The sequence below is a fragment of the Comamonas granuli NBRC 101663 genome (assembly GCF_000739995.1).
GTDB lineage: Bacteria > Pseudomonadota > Gammaproteobacteria > Burkholderiales > Burkholderiaceae_C > Simplicispira > Simplicispira granuli.
In genome coordinates this window covers 30163-51543 of record NZ_BBJX01000006.1, presented here as the reverse complement: position 1 = coordinate 51543, position 21381 = coordinate 30163, and the positions used below count along the sequence as shown (strand labels likewise).

Sequence of the window (21381 nt, the reverse complement as noted above, 5' to 3'; positions counted from 1 at the left end):
GAATCCTTCGGTTGGCTCACGGCCTGGCCCGGCGGCGGCCGGCACCTGGCGCCTGCCCCTGCTGGGAAAATAGTTATTCAGTGCCTGCGGACAGAACGGCCGCCACACCCTCCAGCGCCGTGGTCTGGCTGGCATGCAGGGTGCTGCCTTCCCAGATCCGCGCGGTGACGGTTTTTACCACGGTATGGGGCGGCAGTTCGATGGTGCCCTCCAGGCGCCGGTACTGGCGGAGGTGCAGCGGGGCGTTGTCGTCCGGGGCCGTGGTGGTCCAGGGGCGGCCCTCGCGCGTGCCACTGAGCGTGATCTCCAGGCGCCCCTTGAACTCCGGCGCATTCTTGACCGTGCGCATCACCAGCGCCTGCCAGCGCACGAGCACCTGGGCCACCACCTCGGCCTGCAGGCCGCGGATGGCCACGCCCTGGGCGACGCCCGCCATGGGGATGAGGCGCTCGAACAGGCCCAGGTCCTCGCGCAGGGAGCGGTTCTCGGTCTCGGCCTGGCGCAGGCGCGCCGTCAATTGTTCCACGGCCGTGCGCTCGGCCAGCAGCAGGCTGCCGGAGCTGTCGGTCTGGGACTGGTGCTGCTGGTTTTCCTCGCGCAGGCGCTGCACCTCGGCGCGCAGTTGCTCCAGCTCCACGCGCCGGGCGGCGTCCAGCCCGGCAATGGAGCGGCCGAACTCGAAGGCCCACAGCGCCACGGCCGCCGACAGGCCCAGCACCGCCGCCGCCAGGAACCAGCGCAGCGGCCAGGGCAGCGCGCTGCGCACGGCCATGCGCGGGGCACTGATGGTCAAACGGCGGCGCAGCAGGCGCAAACGCATGGCAACGGGTCTGGCGGTAGTGGATCGTGGCCCCGGACTATACCTGCTGCGCGACGCGCCAAAAACAAAGCCGCCAGCGGCATGCACCGTGGCGGCTTGGGGGGCCCGAAGGCAGTGTCCGGCTGGGAATCAGCGCTTGGAGAACTGCTTGGCGCGGCGGGCGCCGCGCAGACCGACCTTCTTGCGCTCGACTTCGCGGGCGTCGCGCGTCACGAAGCCGGCAGCGCTGAGCTGGGGCTTGAGGGTCGCGTCATAGTCGATCAGCGCACGGGTGATGCCGTGGCGGGTCGCGCCGGCCTGGCCGGATTCGCCGCCGCCGTTGACGTTGACCTGCACATCGAAGGTTTCGAGGTTGTTGGTCAGCGCCAGGGGCTGCTTGGCGATCATGATCGAGGTCTCACGGCCGAAGTAGGACTGGATGTCCTTGCCGTTGATCGTGATCTTGCCAGAGCCTTTTTTCAGAAACACGCGGGCGACGCTGGACTTGCGGCGGCCGGTGCCATTGTTCCAATCACCAATCATCTCAAGGCTCCTTACAGTTCCAGCACTTTGGGCTGTTGGGCGGTGTGGGGATGCTCTGCACCACCGTACACCTTGAGCTTCTTGATCATGGCGTAGCCGAGCGGGCCCTTGGGCAGCATGCCCTTGACGGCCTTCTCCAGCGCGCGGCCGGGGTGCTTGGCTTGCATGTCGCGGAAGTTCGTGGCCGTGATGCCGCCGGGGTAACCGGAATGGCGGTAGTACACCTTGTCGAGGGACTTGGTGCCAGTGACCTTGAGCTTGGAGGCGTTGATGACGACGATGTAATCGCCGGTATCGACGTGAGGCGTGTAAATGGCTTTGTGTTTGCCGCGCAGACGGAGGGCAACTTCGCTGGCTACCCGGCCGAGCACCTTGTCGGTGGCGTCAACCACAAACCACTCGTGCACCACCTCAGCGGGCTTTGCGCTGAACGTAGACATGAGATTCTCTTTCGAGGGTTTGACCGGCCAAAAATAGGGGCCGGTGTCCTGCGGGCTCTTTTCCACGGTCGGTGTTTCTCTTTACCGGAAACCTCTTAGGTGGGACCTGGGCTGCCTGCCCAATCGGCATACGGCCCACTTCGCCGCGGAGCACCAGGTCGCTGCGAAGCCGGCCATTATACAAATTTCACGGCCTGCGCGCCAGGCCTCCAGCGCCCGGCCGTCAATTGGCGAGCTGGCGGTTCTCCAGCGGCTCCATCTGGCGGCGGAACTCCACACACGCGGGCAGCGCGGCATTGCCCGCCTTGCGGCACTGCTCGCGCAGGCACATGCTGCGCGTCAGCACCGTTTCGCCCTCGCACAGCCGCACCACCGGCGCCGGTTTGGGCGGCGGTGGCGGCGCGGGCACGGGCGCCGGTGGCGGCGGCGCGGGGGGTGGTGACGGCGGCTCGGCGGCAGGCGGCGGTACGGCAGCGACCACGCGGCGGCGTGGCGCAGCACGCGAGGCAGCACGCGGATCGGACGCCGGAACGAAGGCCGGAGCAGGCGCCGAGGCCGGCTCGGCCACAGCCTGCGCCACGTCGGCGGAGGCAGGCGGTGCGGGCAGCTCGGCCACCGCGCTGGCGGCGGAGGCCGCCGGGGCCGGCGGTGCCGACGCGGGCACGGCCATTTCCGTGATGATGTCTTCGGCCCGGGCGGGCGCCGAGCGCTCTGCCTGGCCACGCCAGGCGTAGGCCCCGGCCGCGGCCAGGCTCACCGCCGCGAGCGCCAGCCACAGCCGGGCGCCGCGTGCGCCACTGCCCCGACCGGGCTGCGGGCGCGCGGCCGCACGGTGCGCCCCCCGGTGGTGCGCCGAGGACGGCCGCGACGGGCGCTCGCGCTCGGATTCAAGCCCATAGCGCCGGGTGCCGGGAGGGATCTGCGCTTCGCCCACCGGCTCCGCATCGAGCAGCGAGCTGTCCACGACCTCCTCGAGCAGCACGGTATCGCCGCCATCGAGGGCCACGGTGTCCGGGCCGTCGGCGGCCTGCGCCGCAGCAGCGGGCGCGGCCGGCGCTGGTACGGCCGGGGCGGGCTGCTTGAGTTTGTCCATCACCTCGGCCGTGAGATCGACCGTGGGCACGACGATGCCCGGCCCGGGCTGGTCGGTGGGCTCGACCCAGATGTCCCCCAGTTCGGCACGGAAATCGAACAGCTCCAGCCCGCCCGGGGGCGTGGTCATGTCCATGAGCTGGAGGAAGGCGTCGATGCTCTGCGGCCTATCCTGGGGCCGCAGGGACAGGGCCTGCGAGATGGCCTCGACGAAGGCCGGGGAGTATTCCTGCCCGAACTGGCGCTTGACCGTCTTGGCCACGCGCGCAAACGGGACCATGCGGTCGCGGATGGAGCGCAGCGTGGAGGGCAAGGGGGTGTCGTTGCACAGGCAGCCATGGACCACGGCGCCCAGGGAGTACAAATCGCTCCAGGGGCCCTGGACCAGCTCCGGGTCACCCTCGGCGTACTGCTCGATGGGTGCGTAATTGACCTTGAGCACGGCCGTGTGCTTGCGGTCGCGGTCGTTGATCGCGTGGCGCGCCGCACCCAGGTCCAGCAGCACGGGGGGGCCGAAGTCCTGCAGGAAGATGTTGTCCGGCGAAATGTCGCGGTGCAGGGTCTGCCCGTTGTGCAGCACGCGCAGCGCGCCCAGGATGCACCACAGCAGCTTGCGCAGCCAGGCCTCGGGCGGCGGCGTGCGCATTTGCGCGCGCGCCTGCTTGAAGGTCATGCCGCTGTACAAAGGCATGACCATGTACGCCGTGTGGTTCGCCTCCCAGAAGCGGAACACCTTGACCAGCGAAGGATGATCGAACTGCGCCAACAGGCGCGCCTCGCCGACGAAGGAATTCAGGCCGGCGCGAAAGGCCGGCTGGTCGGCCGGCGAGCGGGTGTGCAGGGCGCCATCGGGGCCCCGGGTGGCCAGTGCCGCGGGCATGAACTCCTTGATGGCCACGGCGCGATGCAGGGAGTGGTCGAAGGCCTTGTAGACCATGCCAAAGCCCCCCACGCCCAGCAGGGCGAGGATCTCGAACTCGCCCAGGCGCGTGCCCACCGGCAGCGCGTCCACATGGACGCCCGCCGCAGAAGGAAGATGTTGTGCAGGTTCTGTCATGGTCGTCAAAACACAATCCGGGCCACGAAGGCTGGGCACCGGGACAGGGTTGCCCCGGGCTGCGCAAGCCGCCCATCATCGCCGCTGTGCCTGCCGGGTGAGCAACAAAAAGCGTCCCGGAAGCAAAAAAAGCGCACGATCTGCCTACTTTGTCCGCCATTGTGCCCGCGCAGACCTGTACCGGAACCCGGGCGAACACCCCCCAGAGCGCCGCCACCGGCGGTGCGGGGATTACCATTGCCGCATGTTCAGTTATCGCCACGCCTTCCATGCAGGCAACCACGCCGACGTGCTCAAGCACGCCGTGCTGATCGCCACTCTGCAGCATCTCACCACCAAGGAGGCCGCGCTCACCGTGCTGGACACCCACGCCGGCGCGGGCCTGTACCGGCTCGACGGAGACTACGCGCGCACCAGCGCCGAGGCCGACGCCGGGGTGCTGCGCCTGGCGGCGCAGGCCGACACGGGCACGCTGGCCCCCCTGCTGCAGGACTACCTGGACCTGGTGCGCAGCTTCAATCCGGGGGCCCATATCCGGATTTACCCAGGCTCCCCGTTCATCCTGCAGAAATTGTTGCGCCCGAACGACAGGCTCAAGCTGTTCGAGCTGCATCCCACCGACCTGCGGGCCCTGGCGGGCAATGTGGCGCAGCTCCAGGCGGGGCGCCAGGTGGCCGTGCTGCAGGAGGATGGCTTTGCCGGCCTGCGTCGCTTTCTGCCGCCGCCCTCGCGCCGCGCCCTGGTGCTATGCGACCCAAGCTACGAGATCAAAAGCGACTACGCGCGCGTGCCCGAGATGCTGCAGGATGCGCTCAAGCGCTTTGCCACGGGCACCTACGCGGTCTGGTACCCCATCATTCCCCGGCCGGAGGCGCACGACCTGCCGCGGCGCCTGAAGGCGCAGGCGCTGCGGGCGGGCCGCAACTGGCTGCACGCCACGCTCACCGTGCGCGCGGGCGGCGGCCCGCGGCCGGGCCTGGGGGCCAGCGGCATGTTCCTGGTCAACCCGCCGCACACCCTGCACGCAGCGCTGCAGCAGGCCCTGCCGCAGATGGTGGAACTGCTGGGGCAGGACCGCAACGCGGCCCATACCCTGGAGGCGGGCGGCTGATCAGCGCTTGCAGCGCTGGAGGAAGTTGTCCTCGAAGCGGCGCAAATCGGCCTGCTCGCCGGGCGTGAGGTCGGTGCGCTGTTTCTTGGCCTGGAGGATGCGGCGCGACTCGGCACACTGCTCCAGGAAGCGGGCCTCGCTCTCGCGCGAGGTCTGCTCTTGCCACTGGGCGGTCTTTTCAGCCTCGTGCCGCTCTTTTTCGCGCGCGCGGCGCTCGGACGCGTGCTTGGAATAGGCCTCGCGCTCCTGCTCCCGGCAATCGCGCTCGTATTCATAGCGCATGTCGGCAATGACGTCCTGCTTGAGCCCGCGGCTGTAGCCGGTGCGCATGGCCTGGTTGAGCGAGCGGCAGCGCTCGCTCAGGTACTGGTAATGCTCGGGCTCGTCGCGCGTCGAGCGGGAGAAGCTGCCCGACCCGCCGGACGCATAGGAGGACGATGAGTAGGCCGAGGAGCGCGCCGGCCCGGCGGCTGCCGCCGTGGTGCGCATGCCCGAGGGACAGGGGCGCGAGAACACGAAATTGTTGCCATCGGCATCCCGGCAGTGGTAGCTCGTCTGGGCGCTGGCCGCTCCAGCCCCCATCGCTCCGCACACCACGGCCATCCAGGCCCAGACCGCTTTCATCGGAAATTCCCCCCGCCACGCCCAAAAAGCGGCCATATTACCGTCGCTCGCCCCCGGGCAAGCCCAGGCGGCGGCAGATTTCGAGCACGGCAGCGCTCTGGTTCATGGTGTAGAAGTGCAGCGCCGGGGCGCCCGCGGCCAGCAACTGCTCGCACAGGCGCGTGACCACATCCAGGCCAAAGGCGCGGATGCTGGCCGTGTCGTCGCCAAAACCCTGCAGGCGCAGGCGGATCCAGCGCGGGATCTCGGCGCCGCAGGCGTCGGAGAAGCGCATCAGCTGGGTGGAGCTGGTGATGGGCATGATGCCGGGCACCACCGGCACCTCGGCGCCCAGACGGCGCGCATCCTCGACGAAGCGGAAGTACGCGTCGGCGCTGTAGAAATACTGCGTGATCGCGGCATCGGCGCCGGCCTGCACCTTGGCGGCGTAGGCCTTGAGGTCGGCCTCGGGCGACTTGGCCTGCGGGTGCACCTCGGGGTAGGCGGCCACCTCGATGTGGAAGTCGCGCCCGGTCTCGGCGCGGATGAAGGCCACCAGGTCGCTGGCGTAATGGAACTCGCCGCCCATGCCGTAGCCGCTGGGCAAGTCGCCGCGCAGGGCCACGAGGCGGCGCACGCCCATGGCCTTGAGCGCGGCGAGCTGCGCGCGCACCGACTCGCGCGTGGCGCCGATGCACGAGAAATGCGAGGCTGCGCTCACGCCCTCGGCCAGGATCTCGCGCACGGTGGCAAAAGTGCCCTCTTGCGTCGAACCGCCCGCGCCGTAGGTGACCGAGCAGAACTCGGGCCGCAGCGCATAGAGCTGCTGGCGCACGGCGCGCAGCTTTTCGGCGCCCTCGCTCGTCTTGGGCGGGAAGAATTCAAAACTCACCGGCAGGCCGGTGGATGGTGCGTTGGCAGCGGTCATGCGCCCCTCCTCGCGAAAACAAAGAATTCATGGTTGCCGTCGCCGCCGCTGATCGGGCTGCCGATCCATGCTTGCACCGCCAGCCCCAGGCTGGCGCAGCAGTCGCGGATGCGCTGCTCCACCACGGGGTAGAGCGCGGCATCGCGCACGATGCCGCCCTTGCCCACCTGGCCGGGCTGCAGCTCGAACTGCGGCTTGACCAGCATCAGCAGGTGGCCGCCCGGCGCCAGCAGCGGCACCAGCGCGGGCAGCACCAGCGTGAGCGAGATGAACGACAGGTCGCCCGTGACCAGCTCGAACACCGGCGCGGTGCTCTCGCCCGCCCAGGCCTTGAGGCGGCGGCGTGCGGCAGGCGCCGCGGACGGCGCTGCGCCCTCGCGCTCGCGCGCCAGGTCGGCCTCGATGTCCTCGTCACTCACGTCATCGCTGTCGTCGTAGTCGGTCACCTCGCCGTCGCCACTCATCCAGCGGTAGGGGGTCGCGGGCTCGGCATCGTCCTCCACGGCCACGGAGGCCGGCTCGGACCAGGCCTCCTCCCAGGCCGCCTGCAGCGCCTCGGGCGTGAGCGCGCGGGCGTTGAGGCCTTCGAGGCAGACCACGCGCGGGTCCGCGCGCAACTGCGCGTGCAACTGGCCGTGGCCCACGTCCACGCCCACCACGCGGCGCGCGCCACGCTCCAGCAGGCAGTGCGTGAAGCCGCCGGTGGACTGGCCCACGTCCAGGCACTGCAGCCCCTGCACCGCCAGGCCCAGGGATTCCAGCGCGCCGTCGAGCTTGAGGCCGCCGCGCGAGACAAAGCGCGCCTCGGCCGCGTCGAGCAGGCGCAGTTCGGAACCCGCCGGAATGTCGTCGCCGTTCTTGGCCACCGGGGTCCAGGGTGCGCCCGGGCCCAGGCGCCATTCCACGCCGGAGGCGATCAGGCGCTGGGCCTGCGAGCGGGTGCTCGCGTGGCCGGACTCCACCAGAAAAACATCTGCACGCATGGCAATTTTTGATAAAAATGGGCTGCAGGGCGCATGCATCATGCGCCAGCAGCTATCAATAACAGAGCGACCGTCTTAGTAGCGGTAGGTGTCGGGCTTGTAGGGCCCCTGCTTGGGCACGCCGATGTAGGCGGCCTGCTCGTCGCTCAGTTCGGTCAGCATGGCGCCCACCTTCTTCAGGTGCAGGCGCGCCACCTTCTCGTCGAGGTGCTTGGGCAGCACGTAGACCTTGCCCACGTCGTAGCCCTCGGGGTGGGTGAACAGCTCGATCTGCGCGATGGTCTGGTTGGCGAACGAGTTGGACATCACGAAGCTCGGGTGCCCCGTGCCGCAGCCCAGGTTCACCAGGCGGCCCTTGGCCAGCAGGATGATGCGCTTGCCGTCCGGGAAGATCACATGGTCCACCTGCGGCTTGATCTCTTCCCACTGGCAGTGCTCTTCGAGCTTGGCGACCTGGATCTCGTTGTCGAAGTGGCCGATGTTGCAGACGATGGACTGGTCCTTCATCGCCTTCATGTGCTCGAAGGTGATGACGTCGCGGTTGCCGGTGGTGGTGACGAAGATGTCGGCCTTGTCGGCGGCCCACTCCATGGTCACGACCTTGAAGCCTTCCATGGCGGCCTGCAGGGCGTTGATGGGGTCGATCTCGGTCACCCACACCTGGGCGCTGAGGGCGCGCAGCGCCTGGGCCGAGCCCTTGCCCACGTCGCCGTAGCCGCAGACCACGGCCACCTTGCCGGCAATCATCACGTCGGTGGCGCGCTTGATGCCGTCCACCAGCGATTCGCGGCAGCCGTACAGGTTGTCGAACTTGGACTTGGTGACCGAGTCGTTCACGTTGATGGCGCGGAACATCAGCGTGCCCTTGGCCGACATTTCCTTGAGGCGGTGCACGCCCGTGGTGGTCTCTTCGGTCACGCCGATGATCTGGGCGCTCTTGCGGCTGTACCAGGTGCCGTCCTCGGCCAGCTTGGCCTTGATGGCGGCGAACAGGATGCGCTCTTCCTCGCTGCCGGGGTTGGCCAGCACGGAGGCGTCCTTTTCAGCGCGCTTGCCCAGGTGCATCAGCAGCGTGGCGTCACCGCCGTCGTCCAGGATCATGTTCGGGCCTTCGCCCTCGCTGCCCTTGGGGCCGAAGTCGAAGATGCGGTGGGTGTAGTCCCAGTAGTCCACCAGGGTCTCGCCCTTGATGGCGAACACCGGCGTGCCGGTGGCGGCAATGGCGGCGGCGGCGTGGTCCTGGGTGGAGAAGATGTTGCACGAGGCCCAGCGCACGTCGGCGCCCAGGGCCTTGAGCGTCTCGATCAGCACGGCCGTCTGGATGGTCATGTGCAGCGAGCCGGTGATGCGTGCGCCCTTGAGCGGCTGCTGGGCGGCGAATTCCTCGCGGATGGCCATCAGGCCGGGCATCTCGGTTTCGGCGATGCGGATTTCCTTGCGGCCCCAGTCGGCCAGACTGATGTCGGCAATGGCGGAATCGGCAGAGGGTGCGTTGACGCGTGCGTTCATGGTTTGCTCCAAAGCATGTTTGAAAAAACCACTCGCCGGGGGCAGGGGGAAAGCTCACCACGCGGAAAGTGGATGAGCGTCGTTGCGAAGATGGGTTCCGAGCCTCACGCCCCGCTGTGCTGGGGGCGCTGCAACGCTCCTCGGATGGGCGCTGATTATAAAGGCAAGGCCAAGCCCCGGAATCGCCGCCCGGCCCGCGGGCAGGCCTTGCTGCGCCCGCCCGGTAAAATTGCCGCTTTCGCACGCCTGCCGGGGCGCCCTGTCCCTTGCGCACTCCCTTCTGGAATTCCTTGTGTCCTACGCCCCCGAAACCCGGCGCCGCCGTACCTTTGCCATCATCTCCCACCCCGACGCGGGTAAAACGACGCTGACGGAAAAGCTGCTGCTGTTCTCGGGCGCGATCCAGATCGCCGGCGCCGTCAAGGGGCGCAAGGCCAGCCGCCACGCCACCAGCGACTGGATGGAGATCGAGAAGCAGCGCGGCATCTCGGTGGCGTCCAGCGTGATGCAGATGAGCTACCGCGACCACGTCATCAACCTGCTCGACACCCCCGGCCACAAGGACTTCTCCGAGGACACCTACCGCGTGCTCACGGCCGTGGACTCGGCCCTGATGGTGATCGACGCCGCCAACGGCGTGGAGGCGCAGACGCGCCGCCTGATCGAGGTCTGCCGCCAGCGCGACACGCCCATCATCACCTTCGTCAACAAGATGGACCGCGAGGTGCGCGACCCGCTGGACATCCTCGACGAGGTGGAGCGCGAGCTCGGCATGCCCTGCTGCCCCATGACCTGGCCCGTGGGCCAGGGCAAGTCCTTTGGCGGCATCATCGACCTGCGCACGCAGAGCATGACCGTGTTCGAGCCCGGCAGCGAGAAGCGCCCGCAGGATTTCGAGGTGATCCCGCTGGCCGAGTCCGACAAGCTGCGTGCGCGCTTTGGCCAGGCCTTCGACGACGCCCTGGAGAGCATGGAGCTGGCCGTGGGCGCCTCCACCACGTGGAGCCACGAACAGTTCCTCGCGGCCAAGCTCACGCCGGTGTTCTTCGGCTCGGGCGTGAACAATTTTGGCGTGCAGGAAGTGCTCAACGCCGTGGTGGACATGTCGCCCCCGCCGGGCCCGCGCATCGCCTACCAGGAGGTCAACCGCCAGCGCGAGGAAAAGACCATCCACCCCGAGGACGAGGGTTTCTCGGGCGTGGTCTTCAAGGTGCAGGCGAACATGGACAGCAACCACCGCGACCGCATCGCCTTCGTGCGCGTGGCCTCGGGCAAGTACACCCCGGGCATGAAGATGCGCGTGCAGCGCACGGGCAAGGAGTTGCGCCCCACCAGCGTGGTCACCTTCATGAGCCAGCGCCGCGAGGCCGTGGACGAGGCCTTCGCGGGCGACATCATCGGCTTCACCACGCACGGCGGAGTGCAGCTCGGCGACACCATCACCGACGGCCCCAACCTGCAGTTCACCGGCCTGCCCTTCTTCGCGCCCGAGATGTTCATGACCGTGGTGCTGAAGAACCCGCTGCGCTCCAAGCAGTTGCAGCAGGGCCTGATGGAGCTCGGCGAGGAAGGCGCCATCCAGGTCTTCAAGCCCGACGCCGGCGGCAACATGCTGCTGGGCGCCGTGGGCCAGTTGCAGTTCGAAGTGGTGCAGCACCGCCTGAAGACCGAGTACGACTGCGACGTACGCCTGGAGAGCTGCCAGTACACCGGCGCCCGCTGGATCACCGCCGACACCCCGGCCGAGCTGCGCGAGTTCGAGAACGCCTACCCCCTGCGCCTGGCGCACGACGCGGCCAACACCCTGGCCTACCTGTGCACCAGCCCCTACGACGTGCGCCTGGCGCAGGAGCGCTTTCCCAAGATCCACTTCCACCCGCTGCGCGAGCACGCGGGGCTGAGCCTGGGCTCGAACTGAAGGCCGGGCCATGCTGCCGCTCGCACACTGGCGGGTGCCGCCCGGCCTGGCGGGCCTGCTCACCGACATCGACGACACCCTGACCACCGAGGGCGCCATCACCGCCGACGCGCTCGATGCGCTGCAGGCGCTGCGCCAGGCCGGGCTGCACGTGATCGCCATCACCGGGCGGCCCGTGGGCTGGAGCGCCCCCTTTGCCGCCACCTGGCCCGTGGACGCCATCGTGGCGGAAAACGGCGCCGTGGCCTGGGTGCCGGACAGGCAGGAAAATGGGCTGCAGGGCGCACTGGGAAAGCGCAGGCAGCTATCAAAATGGTATCAGCAGGATGCGGCCTGCCGGGCGGCGCAGTTCGCGCGCATGCAGCAGGTGCTGGCGCGCATCGAGCGCGAGGTGCCCGGTGCGCGCCGCGCCCAGGACTCGGCCGGACGCGAGACCGACATCGCCATAGACCACAGCGAGTTCACGCAACTGGCGCCCGGCGCCATCGCCCAGGTGGTGCGCATCATGCAGGCCGAGGGCATGCGCGCCACGGTCAGCAGCATCCACATCAACGGCTGGTACGGCACGCACGACAAATGGGAGGGCGCGCGCTGGATCGTGCGCCAGTTGCTGGGGCGCACGCTGGACGCCGAGACCGACCGCTGGGTCTATGTGGGCGACTCGACGAACGACCAGATCATGTTCCAGCACCTGCCGCACAGCGTGGGCGTGGCGAACATCGCGCGCTTCGTGCCGCAGCTCGCCCACCTGCCGCGCTACGTGGCGCAGGGCGAGCGCGGCGCGGGCTTTGCCGAACTGGCGCGCGCCCTGCTCGCGGCGCGCTGACTCAGTCCGCGGCAGTGGCGGCCTCGCCCGTCCAGTGCAGCACGGCCCCTCCGGGCTGGGCCAGCATGACGCGGTTGCGGCCCGACTGCTTGCCCGCGTAGAGGGCGGCATCGGCGCGCTGCAGCAGCACATCGAGCTGCTCCTCGCACGGCAGCAGCTCGGCCACGCCGGCGGTGGCCCGCACGCGCAGGGTGAGGCCCTCGAAGCCGATGTCCGTCTGCTCCAGCACGCGCAGAAAGCGCAGCACCACATCGCCCGCGCTGTGCAGGGCCGTACCGGGCATGAGGACGACGAACTCCTCGCCCCCCAGGCGGCCCGCGATGTCGACCGCGCGGAACTCCTCGCGGCACAGCCGCGCCACGTGGCGCAGCACCTCGTCGCCCGCCGCGTGGCCGTACTGGTCGTTCACGCGCTTGAAGAAGTCCAGGTCCAGAATGGCCAGCGAGAGCGTGCCGCCCTCGCGCCGCGCCCGCGCCATCTCGTGCAGAAAGCGCTTTTCATACTCGCGCCGGTTGGCCAGGCCGGTGAGCGGGTCGGTGGTCGCCTGGATCTGCAGCGCCTCCTGCAGCACGGCGCGCTGCGCGGCCTCGTCGCGCAGCCGGGCATTGCTGCGGCGTGCGGACATGAGCAGGGCGTACTGCTGGCGCTGCAGCATGTGCACGCGCCAGGCGCTCACGTAGCCCATGCCCAGGGGCAGCACCAGCACCAGCCCCAGGCGCATCAGTTCCTGGGGCGGCCAGTCCGTGCGCGCCAGCATGGCCGCGGTGAGCAGGGCGCCGAACACCGCCACCCCCAGCGCCTGGCACAGGCGGTTGGGCACGAGCACGAGCAGCATGACGATGAGCATCAGGGTCGTGGCGTAGATCCAGAAGGTGATGTCGGGCCGCAGCACGTACAGCAGCATGAAGCTGGCAAAGCCCACGCATTCGAGCACCGTCGTCCAGAAGCCGCGCGTGGCCAGCCGGGGCTGGCGCGCCACGGCGCGCATGAGCAGCAGCACGCAGGCGACCACGGCCACGCGCATGGTCAGCAGGATCTGGAAGCCCGCCGTCCAGCCCAGCGCCAGGAAGTCCGAGACCGCGAACAGCAGCAGGAACAGCGCCCAGGCGCCCAGCGTCCACTGCAACTGGCGCGCGACGAGCTGCTCGCTGTAGCGCGCATAGCCGGCCTCGGTCTGCGCGTCGGCGAACTCCGCGCACCAGCCGCGCAGGCGCCAGCGCGGGTCCTGCGCGAGCTGCGCGGCGCCTTCGGCGTCGTCGTGCAAGCCCAGCAGGGAGGAGAGGCTTTCAGCGGGCATGGCGGATGCGTGGTGGGGGTCCGGCGCGCCCCGGCCCCGTGCCGGGGGTGCGGCCTTTTCCATTGTGCCCGCGCGCCTGCGCCGGACCATGGCCCCACACGGCCTGTGTGAACCGCGCGCCACAGGCGCGGCCCCGGGGCCCGGCAGTCTCAGGCCTTGTAGGTGGACAGCAGGATGCTGGTCTCGGTGTTGGCGATGCCGGGCGTGAGGCGGATGCGGCCCAGCGCCGCGTCAAAGGCCTCCAGGCTTTCGGCGCGCAGCTCGGCCACGATGTCCCAGCGGCCATTGGTCGTGTGCAGCGTGCCCACCACGGGCTCGCCGCGCAGGGCGCGGATGACCGCGGGCGCGGCGTTGCCCTCCACAGCGATGCTCATCCAGGCGCGGATGCGCTGCGGCTCGGAGTCGGGCCGCAGGCGCACGGTGTAGCCCACGATGACGCCGCCGTCCTCCAGCTTGCGCAGGCGGTTCTGCACCGTGCCGCGCGAGACGCGCACCTTCTGCGCCAGGGTGGCCACGGGGGTGCGTGCGTCCTCGCGCAGCAGGCTGAGGATTTCGCGGTCGGTATCGTCCAATTTGGTCATGGTGATTCTTATCGCTGGCGTTTTGCCAGATTTTGCATCGTTTTGACAGATTTGCTGGCTTTTTGTTGGCGACGCCTGTGCGCACACTGCCGGCACCTTGTTCATGCAGGAGCTGCCCATGTCCTTTTCCACCCCCCAGGCCCCGGCCGCCGTCGTCATGGTGCGGCCGCAGCACTTCCACCCCAACCCCGAGACGGCGGCGGACAACGCCTTCCAGCAGCCCGCCGGCGCGCGCCCGGCCCCGGCCCCGGCCCTGGCCGCGCAGGCCCATGCCGAGGTGAGTGCGGCCGCCGCGCGCCTGGAGGCCGCGGGCGTGCGCGTGCACCTGTTCGACAGCCACGACCCCGGCGCGCCCGACGCGGTGTTCCCGAACAACTGGTTCTCCACGCACGCGGGCGGCCATGTGGCGCTCTACCCCATGTATGCCCCGAGCCGGCGGCGCGAGCGGCGCAGCGACATCATCGAGATGCTCAAGGCGCACTACCGCGTGCAGGACGTGATCGACTACTCCGGCCTGGAGCACGACGGCGTGTTCCTTGAGGGCACGGGCGCCATGGTGCTCGACCACATCGGCCGCGTGGCCTACGCCGCGCAGTCGCAGCGCGCCGACCCGCGGGCGCTGGAGCGCTTTTGCACGCGCTTTCACTTCGAGCCCATGGCCTTTGCCACCGCCGACGCGCAGGGCCGGCCCTGCTACCACACCAATGTGATGCTGTGCGTGGGCACGGACTTCGCGCTCGGGGGCTTCGGGCTGATCCGCGACGCGCAGCGCCGCGCCGCCGTGCGCGCGCGCCTGCGCGAGAGCGGGCGCACGCTGATCGAGCTCGATGCGCTGCAGATCGCCGCCTTTGCCGGCAATGCGCTGGAACTGACGGGGCGCGGCGGGCAGCGGCTGCTGGCGCTGTCCGAAACCGCCTGCCGCAGCCTGGGCGCGGCGCAAAAGGCCGCCATCGAGCGCAGCGCCACGCTGCTGCCGCTGCGCGTGCCCACCATCGAGCTGGCGGGCGGCTCGGTGCGCTGCATGCTCGCGGGCATCCACCTGGCGCCGCGCTCCGCACCCCCGGCGCCCGATTTTGAAGAAAAATGGGCCGCAGTGCCCGTGGATCAAGCGCTGACAGCTATGTAAAAAATAGCATTCAAGGCCCCTTGGGCGCCAGCGCCTGGCCCGTGGCCTCGCGCCGCACCAGCCACCAGGCGACGCGTGCCAGCCAGGCCAGGGCGAGCAGCGCGGCCACGCCCACCAGCCAGGCGCCCAGGCGCGCCTGGTCGTCCTGCAGGTAGGCGTTGCACAGGCGCAGCGGCGTGTCGCTGTAGAGCTGGCCCACCACGGCCGTCATGGGCAGCACATTGCCGAGGAAAAAGCCCTGCACCACCAGCCCCGCCGCGCCCCAGGAGCCGCGCAGCGCCGCGCCCGCCAACAGCAGGGCGGCGCATTTGGCGCACTCGACCACGGGGTCGCGCAGCGCCAGGTCGAGCACACGCGGCACCATGAGCACGGCCAGCACCACGCCCACACCCACCAGGCCGGCGATGCCATGCGCATTCCAGCGCGCCGCACGCGCACGCAGGGCCGGCGGCAGCGCCCCCGCCAGGCAGGCGCCGGCCAGCATCCACAGCGGGAACTGCAGCAGCATGTGGCGCCACATGGTGGCCTCCAGCCAGGCGCGCACCGCGGGCCAGGCCAGCAGCACGCCCAGGGCCAGGGCGGCCGCGCCCTGGCGTGCGGGCGTGCACAGCGCCGCCACGCGCGCGCTCATGGCGTCCCCCCGGCCAGGTGACGCGCATAGTCCAGCGCCAGTTGCTGCTCGGCCAGGTCGAACACGCGCCGCATGCGGCCGCGCGCGTCGAACACCAGCAGCGCGGCGTTGTGCTCGTAGTCGCCGCGGCCATCGGGCACCACCACCACGCCCAGGCGGCGCAGCAGGGCCTGCTCCTGCGCGGCAGCGGGCACGCGCACGAAGCGCCACAGCGCCGGGTCGGCGTGCTGGCCGCGGGCGTAGGCCTGGAGCTGGGCCGGGCCGTCGTGCGCGCCGTCGAAGCTGATCGACAGCAGGCGCACGTTCGCGCTGCGGCCCGCCGCATGGTCGGCCTGCAGCGCCGCCTGCAGTTGCTGGAAGCTGCTGCCCAGCGACAGGCACACGCTCTGGCAGCGCGTGTAGATGAAATCGACCACGGTCACGCCGCCGCCCTGCCCCAGCAGCGCCGGCAGGTCGGGCGCGGCCACGCCCGGCCCCTCCACCGCCACGCGCGGCGCGTCCACGGGGCGCAGCGCCACCTCCAGGCGGCGCGCGCCCTCGTCGGTCCAGACCTGGAAGTCGTGCGTCAGCCAGCGCGCCGCGGCATAGCCGCCGAGCAGCAGCAGCACGCTGAGCAGGGCGGTGCGCAGCATGCGCTCAATGCCTCGACGGAAGAAACAACGGACATACCCCGCAGCCCAGGGCAAAGGGCGCGCTGACTGCCCACACTCCCGGCGCATGCAACGGGCGCGCTCCAGGCCAGGGCTCCCGCGCAAGGGCCGCCCCGCCGCGCCGGGAGCGTCCCCCTGCCCGCAGCGCGCAGCGCTGCGAGAGCGGGGGGAAGCGGCGCAGCCGCTCAGGGGGGTGTTTCATTTCAACGCCTGCAGCGCCGCCCCGCCCTCGAAGGGGGTGGTGCGCGTGCTGGCCTGGCGCTCCTGGGCGAACAGCCCGGGCTCCACCGGACCGGCCTGGTTGCTCCAGCTGCTGCGGACGTAGCTCGCCAGCGCCGCCAGCTCGGCGTCGCCCAGTTGCTGGAAGCTGGGCATGGCGCCCTGGTAGGTCTGGCCCTTGACGGTGAGCTCGCCGGTCACGCCGTGCAGCAGGATGTTGGCCAGCACCCGGGGCTCGCCCTGCACCCATTCCGAGCCGTCGAGCGGCGGGAACACGCCCGGCAGGCCCTGGCCGCTGGCCTGGTGGCAGGCGGCGCACTGCGCGGCGAACAAGGCCTTGCCGTCCACGGCCGCCGCGGCGCCCGCGCCGGCCGCGGCCGGGCCGGAGAGCTCGGCGCGCGTGCGCTGGTCGCCCCATTCGGAGAGGTCCAGCGGCTCGGTGTAGAGGATGTAGACCACCGCCCACAGCACCATGCCCAGCGCCACGAGCAGGGCGGCCAGCGGCATGGGGCGGATGGCCTCTTCGGGTTCTTCGTTCTCGCGCTGCTGGGCGCGGGTGGGCTGTTGTTCTGGGCTCATGGTGCCTGTCCTTTCACGAGGCCTTGCCGGCGGCTGCTGCGGCCGGCGCCTGGGCGCCTGCCGCGTCCCGCGGCTCGGGCGGCAGGACGGGGTAGTCGCGCTTGAGCGCCTGCAGGTACTTCACCAGGTCCAGCGCCTCGGGCTTGGGCACCACCACCTTGCCCGCGGGGGCGTGCCCGGGCGGCAGCTTGAGCGTTTCCTCGCCCGGGTCGGCCTTGTCCTTGACGTCGAACAGGTAGGGGTAGGAGGGCATGATGGAGCCGGGCACGTAGGCGCGCGGCTGGTACAGGTGGCCCAGGTGCCAGTCCTTGCTGGGCTGGCGCACGCCGATGTTGAACAGGTCCGGCCCCGTGCGCATGCTGCCCAGCAGGTGCGGCTTGTCGTACACGTAGTCGCCGGGTACCGAGGCGCGGCCCCAGCCGCGCTGGGCATCGGGGGCGAAGCTCTCGGAGCGCGGCTGCTGGCTGTGGCAGTACATGCAGCCGTTGGCGATGTAGCTGGCGCGCCCGCGCAGCTCGGCGCTGGTATAGGGCTTGAGCCCTGCGGGCGGGGCCACGTCGCGCACCTGGATGTAGGGCAGGATGACCAGCGCCGACGCGGCGATGGCGAAGGTCACCATCGCGCCGGCCGTGAGTTTGACTTCATTCTCCATGAGCGAGCTCCAGGGCCTGGGGTTTGGACGAGAACAGCGCGGCGCCGGCGCGCGTGGGGCCAAAGCGCAGCGCCATGGCCAGGAAATGGCCCACGAAGATCAGGTGGCTGGCCACCATGAGGGCACCGCCCACGCTGCGCCACTGCAGCCAGGGGAGGGTGACGGCCACTGAGTCCATGAAGGGGCGCGAGGCATCGAGCATGGCCAGCCCCTGCAGCCAGCCGCCGTAGGACAGGCCCACGAAATAGATCAGGATGCCGGTGGCGGCCAGCCAGAAATGCCAGGCAATGAGCCGGGGGTAAGGCCATTCCCAGTGCAGGATGCGCGGCATCATGAAGTAGATGGCGCCGAACAGCACCATGGTGACGAAGCCGTAGGCGCCCAGGTGGGCGTGCGCCACGGTGAAGTGCGTGAAGTGCGCCACCTGCTGCACCGAGCGCAGCGCCTCGAACGAACCCTGCAGCGAGGACAGCAGGTACATCAGCCCGCCGAACAGCATGAAGCGCAGCGTGGGCGAGTACAGCCCCAGGCGGGCGCGGCCCTTCATGGTCAGGCCCATGTTGATGGAGAAGGCCAGCACCGGCACGATCATCATCATGCTCTGCACGATGGACAGGGTGATGAGCCAGCCCGGCACCGGCCCGCCCACCAGGTGGTGGCCGCCGACCTGGGCGTAGAAGAAGGCCAGCGTCCAGAAGCCCAGGATGGACAGGTTGTACGAGCGGATGGGCCGCGCGATGATCTTGGGCAGGAAGTAGTAGATCGCGCCCACGGCCACGGGCGTGAACCACAGGCCCAGCACGTTGTGGCCGTACCACCAGTTCATGGCCGCCTGCTGCACGCCGAAGTGCACGCCCGGCATCTTGCCGACGATGAACAGCAGCGTGATCCACAGCAGCCCCGCCGTGTGGTACCAGGTGGTCACGTACAGCGACTCGACCTTGCGGTTGACCAGGGTGTACATGACCGGGACGATGATGCAGACCATGCCGGCGGCGAAGAAGATGCCGATCTGCCAGGGCATCTCCAGGTACTCCAGCCCGTCCGTCCAGCCCGCGCCGATGGCGCCTATGCCGCTGGCGATGGCCACGTTGACCAGGGCGCCGCCCATCATGATCCACATCGGGCCCAGCAGCGGCGTGCGCAGCAGGCGCGGCATGAGCCAGATGATGATGCCCAGCTCGGCATTGGTGATCCAGCCGTAGAGCACGGCCGTGAGGTGCACGGTGCGGATGCGCCCGAAGGTCATCCAGGCCTCGCTCACCAGCCAGTCGGGCCAGTGCAGCTTGAGCGAGGCCGTGAGCCCCGCGATGCCGCCCAGCAGCAGCCACATGCAGGCAAAGCCGATGAACATGAACACCGGGAAGGCGCTGGAGCGGTCGGCGGCGATGCGCGCGGCGATCTCCTGCGCGTCGGGCGGGTGGGCGGTGTCGCCGGGCTCGGCCACCGCGGCCGCCAGGCGCTGGTGCTGCGCCCGGCCCAGGGCCGGGTCGTCGGCATGGCCGATCTCGCCGCGCGCAAAGATGACGGAGGCAGCCTTGGGGTTCTCCACCAGCAGGCCCTTGCGCAGCGACCAGATGAAGACGAACAGCCCCAGGATGGACAACAGGAAGGCGCCCAGCAGGCTCAAGATGGCACTGTCCATGATCAGGTGGTCCTTTCGCAACAGCGCCACGGGGCGGCGGGCGCATAGGGTTGATGCACCGCAAGCCGCCCCTTCCCAACCCGTGTTAGGCGCCAATGCCGGCGATTCTAAAATTCATATTGAATGCATATTTATTGCGCGGCATAAACCCATTTCCGTAGCAGTGTTACCATTTGTTGGGTACTTCCTCCCCTTCTCTCTCTCCCCTCCCCCACCCCATGCAAAACCTCACTGTCCGTGCGCGGCTCACGGCCGCGTTTGCCAGCCTGCTGCTGGTACTGCTTGCCATTGCGGGGGTGGCCATCTACCTGCTCGCACAGGCCGACGAGCGCTATGAAACCTATGTCAACGGCGTCAGTGCACGTGCCCTGACGGCGGCACGTGTGGGTGCCGCCGTGCTGGTGCGCGGCGTGGCCGTGCGCAACCTGGCGCTGGTCACCCAGGCCGCGGACGTGGCCCTGGAAAAGGCATCGGCCGAGAGCGCCCATGCCGAGGCCACGCGCGCGCTGGCGCAGCTCGTGGCGCTGGCGCAGGACCCCGGTGTGACCGCGGAGATGCGCCGCATGATCGAGGAGATCGCCCAGGTGGAGCAGCGCTACGCACCCGTGGCCCTGCGCATCGTCGCCCTGGCCGCCCAGGGCCAGCGCGACGAGGCCATCCAGACGATGAACAGCGAATGCCGCCCCCTGCTCAAGGATCTGGTGGCCCGCATCAACGCCTACACGGACGCCACGGCCGCGCGCGCGCAGGCGCAGGTGCAGCAGGCGCGCGCCGCCTACCGCGCCCAGCGCAATCTGCTGCTGGGCCTGGGCGCGCTGGCCACGCTGCTGGCCCTGGGCGCGGGCGTCTTCATCGCACGCAGCCTGCGCCAGGAGCTGGGCGCCGAGCCCGCGGTGCTGCGCCAGCTCGTGGCCGCCGTGGCCGATGGGCAGCTGACCCAGGCCATCGACCTGCGCGCGGGCGACACCTCCAGCGTGCTCGCGGCCCTGGCGCGCATGCAGGCGGGGCTGATCGGCATCGTGACCGCGGTGCGCCAGGAGGCCGAGGCCGTCTCCAGCGCCGCACAGCAGATCGCCGGCGGCAATGCCGAGCTCGCCCAGCGCACCGAGTCGCAGGCCAGCACGCTGGAGCAGACGGCCGCCGCCATGGGTCAGTTCAGCAGCACGGTGCGCCAGAACGCCGAGGGCGCCGCCCAGGCGCACCAGCTCGCGCAGGACGCCAGCAGCGTGGCCGCGCAGGGCGGCGAGGTGGTGGGCCAGGTGGTGCAGACCATGCAGGGCATCAACGCCAGCTCGCGCCGCATTGCCGACATCATCCAGGTGATCGACTCCATCGCCTTCCAGACCAACATCCTGGCGCTCAACGCCGCCGTGGAGGCCGCGCGCGCGGGCGAGCAGGGCCGGGGCTTTGCCGTCGTGGCCAGCGAGGTGCGCTCCCTGGCCGGGCGCAGCGCCGAGGCCGCACGCGAGATCAAGGCGCTGATCAGCGACAGCGTGGCGCGCGTGGACCAGGGCACGGTGCAGGTGGAGCACGCGGGCCAGACCATGTCCGGCATCGTCGCGGGCATCGAGCGCGTGAGCGCGGTCGTGGGCAGCATCACGACGGCCAGCCAGGAGCAGCTCCAGGGCGTGGCGCAGGTGGGCGCGGCCGTGGGCCACATGGACCAGGCCACGCAGCAGAACGCCGCCCTCGTCGAGGAAGTGGCCGCTGCCGCGCACCACCTGCAGGAGCAGGCGCACAAGCTGGTGCAGGCCATGGCCGTATTCCAACTGCCCGCAGGCGGCGCGCCGGGCCAGCACCTGGCACTGGCCTACCGCGACTGAAGGTCCGGGGGCCGCGCGCGGCCCGTTCAGCCCGGGGGCGCCTGGGCCTGCAGGGCGGCGTCGCAGCCCGCGCCCGCGGCAATCCAGCGGTGCGCCAGCCGCCGCAGGCCGCGCACCACCCACGGGTGGCGCCAGCGCGTGACGCCCGCGGGGTCGGCCACCATGCCACACCAGTAGCGCTGGTCGGCGTCGCTCCAGCGCAGCGCTGCGCAGGGGCCGCTGCGCCGACGCGACACCAGCATGCCCAGCGGGCAGGGCTCGGCCAGGCAGCACAGGCCGCAGCCGTTGCAGGGCGCACCCGGCGCGGGCGGCGGCGGCGCCGCGGGGTGGATGAGCACCGTGCGGTACGCTGGCGCCATGGCCGGGGCC

At 70.2% G+C, this 21381-nt stretch carries 21 protein-coding genes and 1 riboswitch; of the genes, 5 read left to right on the top strand and 16 right to left on the bottom strand.

Annotated features, from left to right (window positions below; genetic code table 11):
• Positions 1–73: 73 nt before the first annotated feature.
• The 4 genes from CGR01S_RS07825 to CGR01S_RS07810 form a co-directional block, all read right to left on the bottom strand.
• Positions 74–820 carry a DUF6776 family protein gene (locus CGR01S_RS07825; RefSeq protein WP_042424828.1) on the bottom strand — a complete coding sequence of 249 codons (747 nt, stop codon included), beginning with the start codon at positions 818–820 and terminating at the stop codon, positions 74–76.
• 129 nt (positions 821–949) lie between these two features.
• The gene (gene rpsI / locus CGR01S_RS07820) at positions 950–1342 is read right to left on the bottom strand and encodes a 30S ribosomal protein S9 (protein ID WP_042424825.1); all 393 of its coding nucleotides are present in this window, start codon (positions 1340–1342) and stop codon (positions 950–952) included.
• A gap of 11 nt (positions 1343–1353) precedes the next feature.
• Positions 1354–1782, bottom strand: coding sequence for a 50S ribosomal protein L13 (gene rplM, locus CGR01S_RS07815; RefSeq protein ID WP_042425278.1), 429 nt, complete (start codon positions 1780–1782; stop codon positions 1354–1356).
• Positions 1783–2005: 223 nt separating this feature from the next.
• The gene (locus CGR01S_RS07810; RefSeq protein ID WP_042424822.1) at positions 2006–3931 is read right to left on the bottom strand and encodes a serine/threonine protein kinase; all 1926 of its coding nucleotides are present in this window, start codon (positions 3929–3931) and stop codon (positions 2006–2008) included.
• A 244-nt stretch (positions 3932–4175) separates the two neighbouring features.
• Here CGR01S_RS07810 and CGR01S_RS07805 point away from each other — a divergent pair, with 244 nt between their 5' ends.
• Entirely contained in the window at positions 4176–5042 is an 867-nt protein-coding gene (locus CGR01S_RS07805; RefSeq protein WP_042424820.1) for a 23S rRNA (adenine(2030)-N(6))-methyltransferase RlmJ, read from the top strand.
• Here CGR01S_RS07805 and CGR01S_RS07800 read toward each other — a convergent pair whose 3' ends face one another.
• The 4 genes from CGR01S_RS07800 to ahcY all read right to left on the bottom strand — a co-directional run bounded on the left by CGR01S_RS07800 (position 5043) and on the right by ahcY (position 9065).
• On the bottom strand, positions 5043–5666 hold the full coding sequence (locus CGR01S_RS07800) for a hypothetical protein (RefSeq protein ID WP_042424815.1): 624 nt from the start codon (positions 5664–5666) through the stop codon (positions 5043–5045). It lies immediately after the preceding gene.
• 37 nt (positions 5667–5703) lie between these two features.
• Positions 5704–6573: a methylenetetrahydrofolate reductase [NAD(P)H] gene (gene metF / locus CGR01S_RS07795; RefSeq protein ID WP_042424812.1), complete on the bottom strand. Its 870-nt coding sequence runs from the start codon at positions 6571–6573 to the stop codon at positions 5704–5706.
• A complete protein-coding gene (locus CGR01S_RS07790; protein ID WP_042424809.1) occupies positions 6570–7556 on the bottom strand; it encodes a TlyA family RNA methyltransferase in 987 nt (328 codons plus the stop codon). Before CGR01S_RS07790 ends, metF begins: the two co-directional genes overlap by 4 nt.
• Before the next feature lie 75 nt (positions 7557–7631).
• Positions 7632–9065: an adenosylhomocysteinase gene (gene ahcY / locus CGR01S_RS07785; RefSeq protein ID WP_042424806.1), complete on the bottom strand. Its 1434-nt coding sequence runs from the start codon at positions 9063–9065 to the stop codon at positions 7632–7634.
• 67 nt (positions 9066–9132) lie between these two features.
• Positions 9133–9213, bottom strand: a riboswitch (S-adenosyl-L-homocysteine riboswitch).
• Positions 9214–9357: 144 nt separating this feature from the next.
• Here ahcY and CGR01S_RS07780 point away from each other — a divergent pair.
• Together CGR01S_RS07780 and CGR01S_RS07775 are read left to right on the top strand one after the other, a co-directional pair.
• Positions 9358–10983, top strand: coding sequence for a peptide chain release factor 3 (locus CGR01S_RS07780; protein ID WP_042424805.1), 1626 nt, complete (start codon positions 9358–9360; stop codon positions 10981–10983).
• A 10-nt stretch (positions 10984–10993) separates the two neighbouring features.
• Positions 10994–11809 carry an HAD-IIB family hydrolase gene (locus CGR01S_RS07775; RefSeq protein WP_042424803.1) on the top strand — a complete coding sequence of 272 codons (816 nt, stop codon included), beginning with the start codon at positions 10994–10996 and terminating at the stop codon, positions 11807–11809.
• A 1-nt stretch (position 11810) separates the two neighbouring features.
• Here the strand turns inward: CGR01S_RS07775 and CGR01S_RS07770 are convergent, their stop codons facing one another.
• Positions 11811–13106 carry a GGDEF domain-containing protein gene (locus CGR01S_RS07770; RefSeq protein ID WP_042424799.1) on the bottom strand — a complete coding sequence of 432 codons (1296 nt, stop codon included), beginning with the start codon at positions 13104–13106 and terminating at the stop codon, positions 11811–11813.
• Positions 13107–13255: 149 nt separating this feature from the next.
• Complete coding sequence (locus CGR01S_RS07765) at positions 13256–13687, bottom strand: Lrp/AsnC family transcriptional regulator (RefSeq protein WP_042424796.1); 432 nt, start codon at positions 13685–13687, stop codon at positions 13256–13258.
• 118 nt (positions 13688–13805) lie between these two features.
• On the opposite strand from CGR01S_RS07765, the gene ctlX reads away from it, so the two are divergent.
• The gene (gene ctlX, locus CGR01S_RS07760) at positions 13806–14813 is read left to right on the top strand and encodes a citrulline utilization hydrolase CtlX (protein ID WP_084690611.1); all 1008 of its coding nucleotides are present in this window, start codon (positions 13806–13808) and stop codon (positions 14811–14813) included.
• A 10-nt stretch (positions 14814–14823) separates the two neighbouring features.
• Here ctlX and CGR01S_RS07755 read toward each other — a convergent pair whose 3' ends face one another.
• The 5 genes from CGR01S_RS07755 to CGR01S_RS07735 all read right to left on the bottom strand — a co-directional run bounded on the left by CGR01S_RS07755 (position 14824) and on the right by CGR01S_RS07735 (position 19189).
• Positions 14824–15444, bottom strand: a complete 621-nt coding sequence (locus tag CGR01S_RS07755) for a hypothetical protein (RefSeq protein WP_042424793.1) — start codon at positions 15442–15444, stop codon at positions 14824–14826.
• Entirely contained in the window at positions 15441–16076 is a 636-nt protein-coding gene (locus tag CGR01S_RS07750) for an SCO family protein (RefSeq protein WP_042424790.1), read from the bottom strand. The genes CGR01S_RS07755 and CGR01S_RS07750 overlap by 4 nt, the downstream gene beginning before the upstream one ends.
• 216 nt (positions 16077–16292) lie before the next feature.
• Entirely contained in the window at positions 16293–16892 is a 600-nt protein-coding gene (locus CGR01S_RS07745) for a c-type cytochrome (protein ID WP_042424787.1), read from the bottom strand.
• A 13-nt stretch (positions 16893–16905) separates the two neighbouring features.
• Positions 16906–17544, bottom strand: coding sequence for a cbb3-type cytochrome c oxidase subunit II (locus CGR01S_RS07740; RefSeq protein WP_042424784.1), 639 nt, complete (start codon positions 17542–17544; stop codon positions 16906–16908).
• Entirely contained in the window at positions 17534–19189 is a 1656-nt protein-coding gene (locus CGR01S_RS07735; RefSeq protein ID WP_042425272.1) for a cbb3-type cytochrome c oxidase subunit I, read from the bottom strand. Before CGR01S_RS07735 ends, CGR01S_RS07740 begins: the two co-directional genes overlap by 11 nt.
• Before the next feature lie 218 nt (positions 19190–19407).
• On the opposite strand from CGR01S_RS07735, the gene CGR01S_RS07730 reads away from it, so the two are divergent.
• Positions 19408–21012 carry a methyl-accepting chemotaxis protein gene (locus tag CGR01S_RS07730; RefSeq protein WP_042424781.1) on the top strand — a complete coding sequence of 535 codons (1605 nt, stop codon included), beginning with the start codon at positions 19408–19410 and terminating at the stop codon, positions 21010–21012.
• A 26-nt stretch (positions 21013–21038) separates the two neighbouring features.
• On the opposite strand, the gene CGR01S_RS07725 is transcribed toward CGR01S_RS07730, so the two are convergent.
• Positions 21039–21371 carry a hypothetical protein gene (locus CGR01S_RS07725; protein ID WP_042424778.1) on the bottom strand — a complete coding sequence of 111 codons (333 nt, stop codon included), beginning with the start codon at positions 21369–21371 and terminating at the stop codon, positions 21039–21041.
• Positions 21372–21381 lie beyond the last annotated feature (10 nt).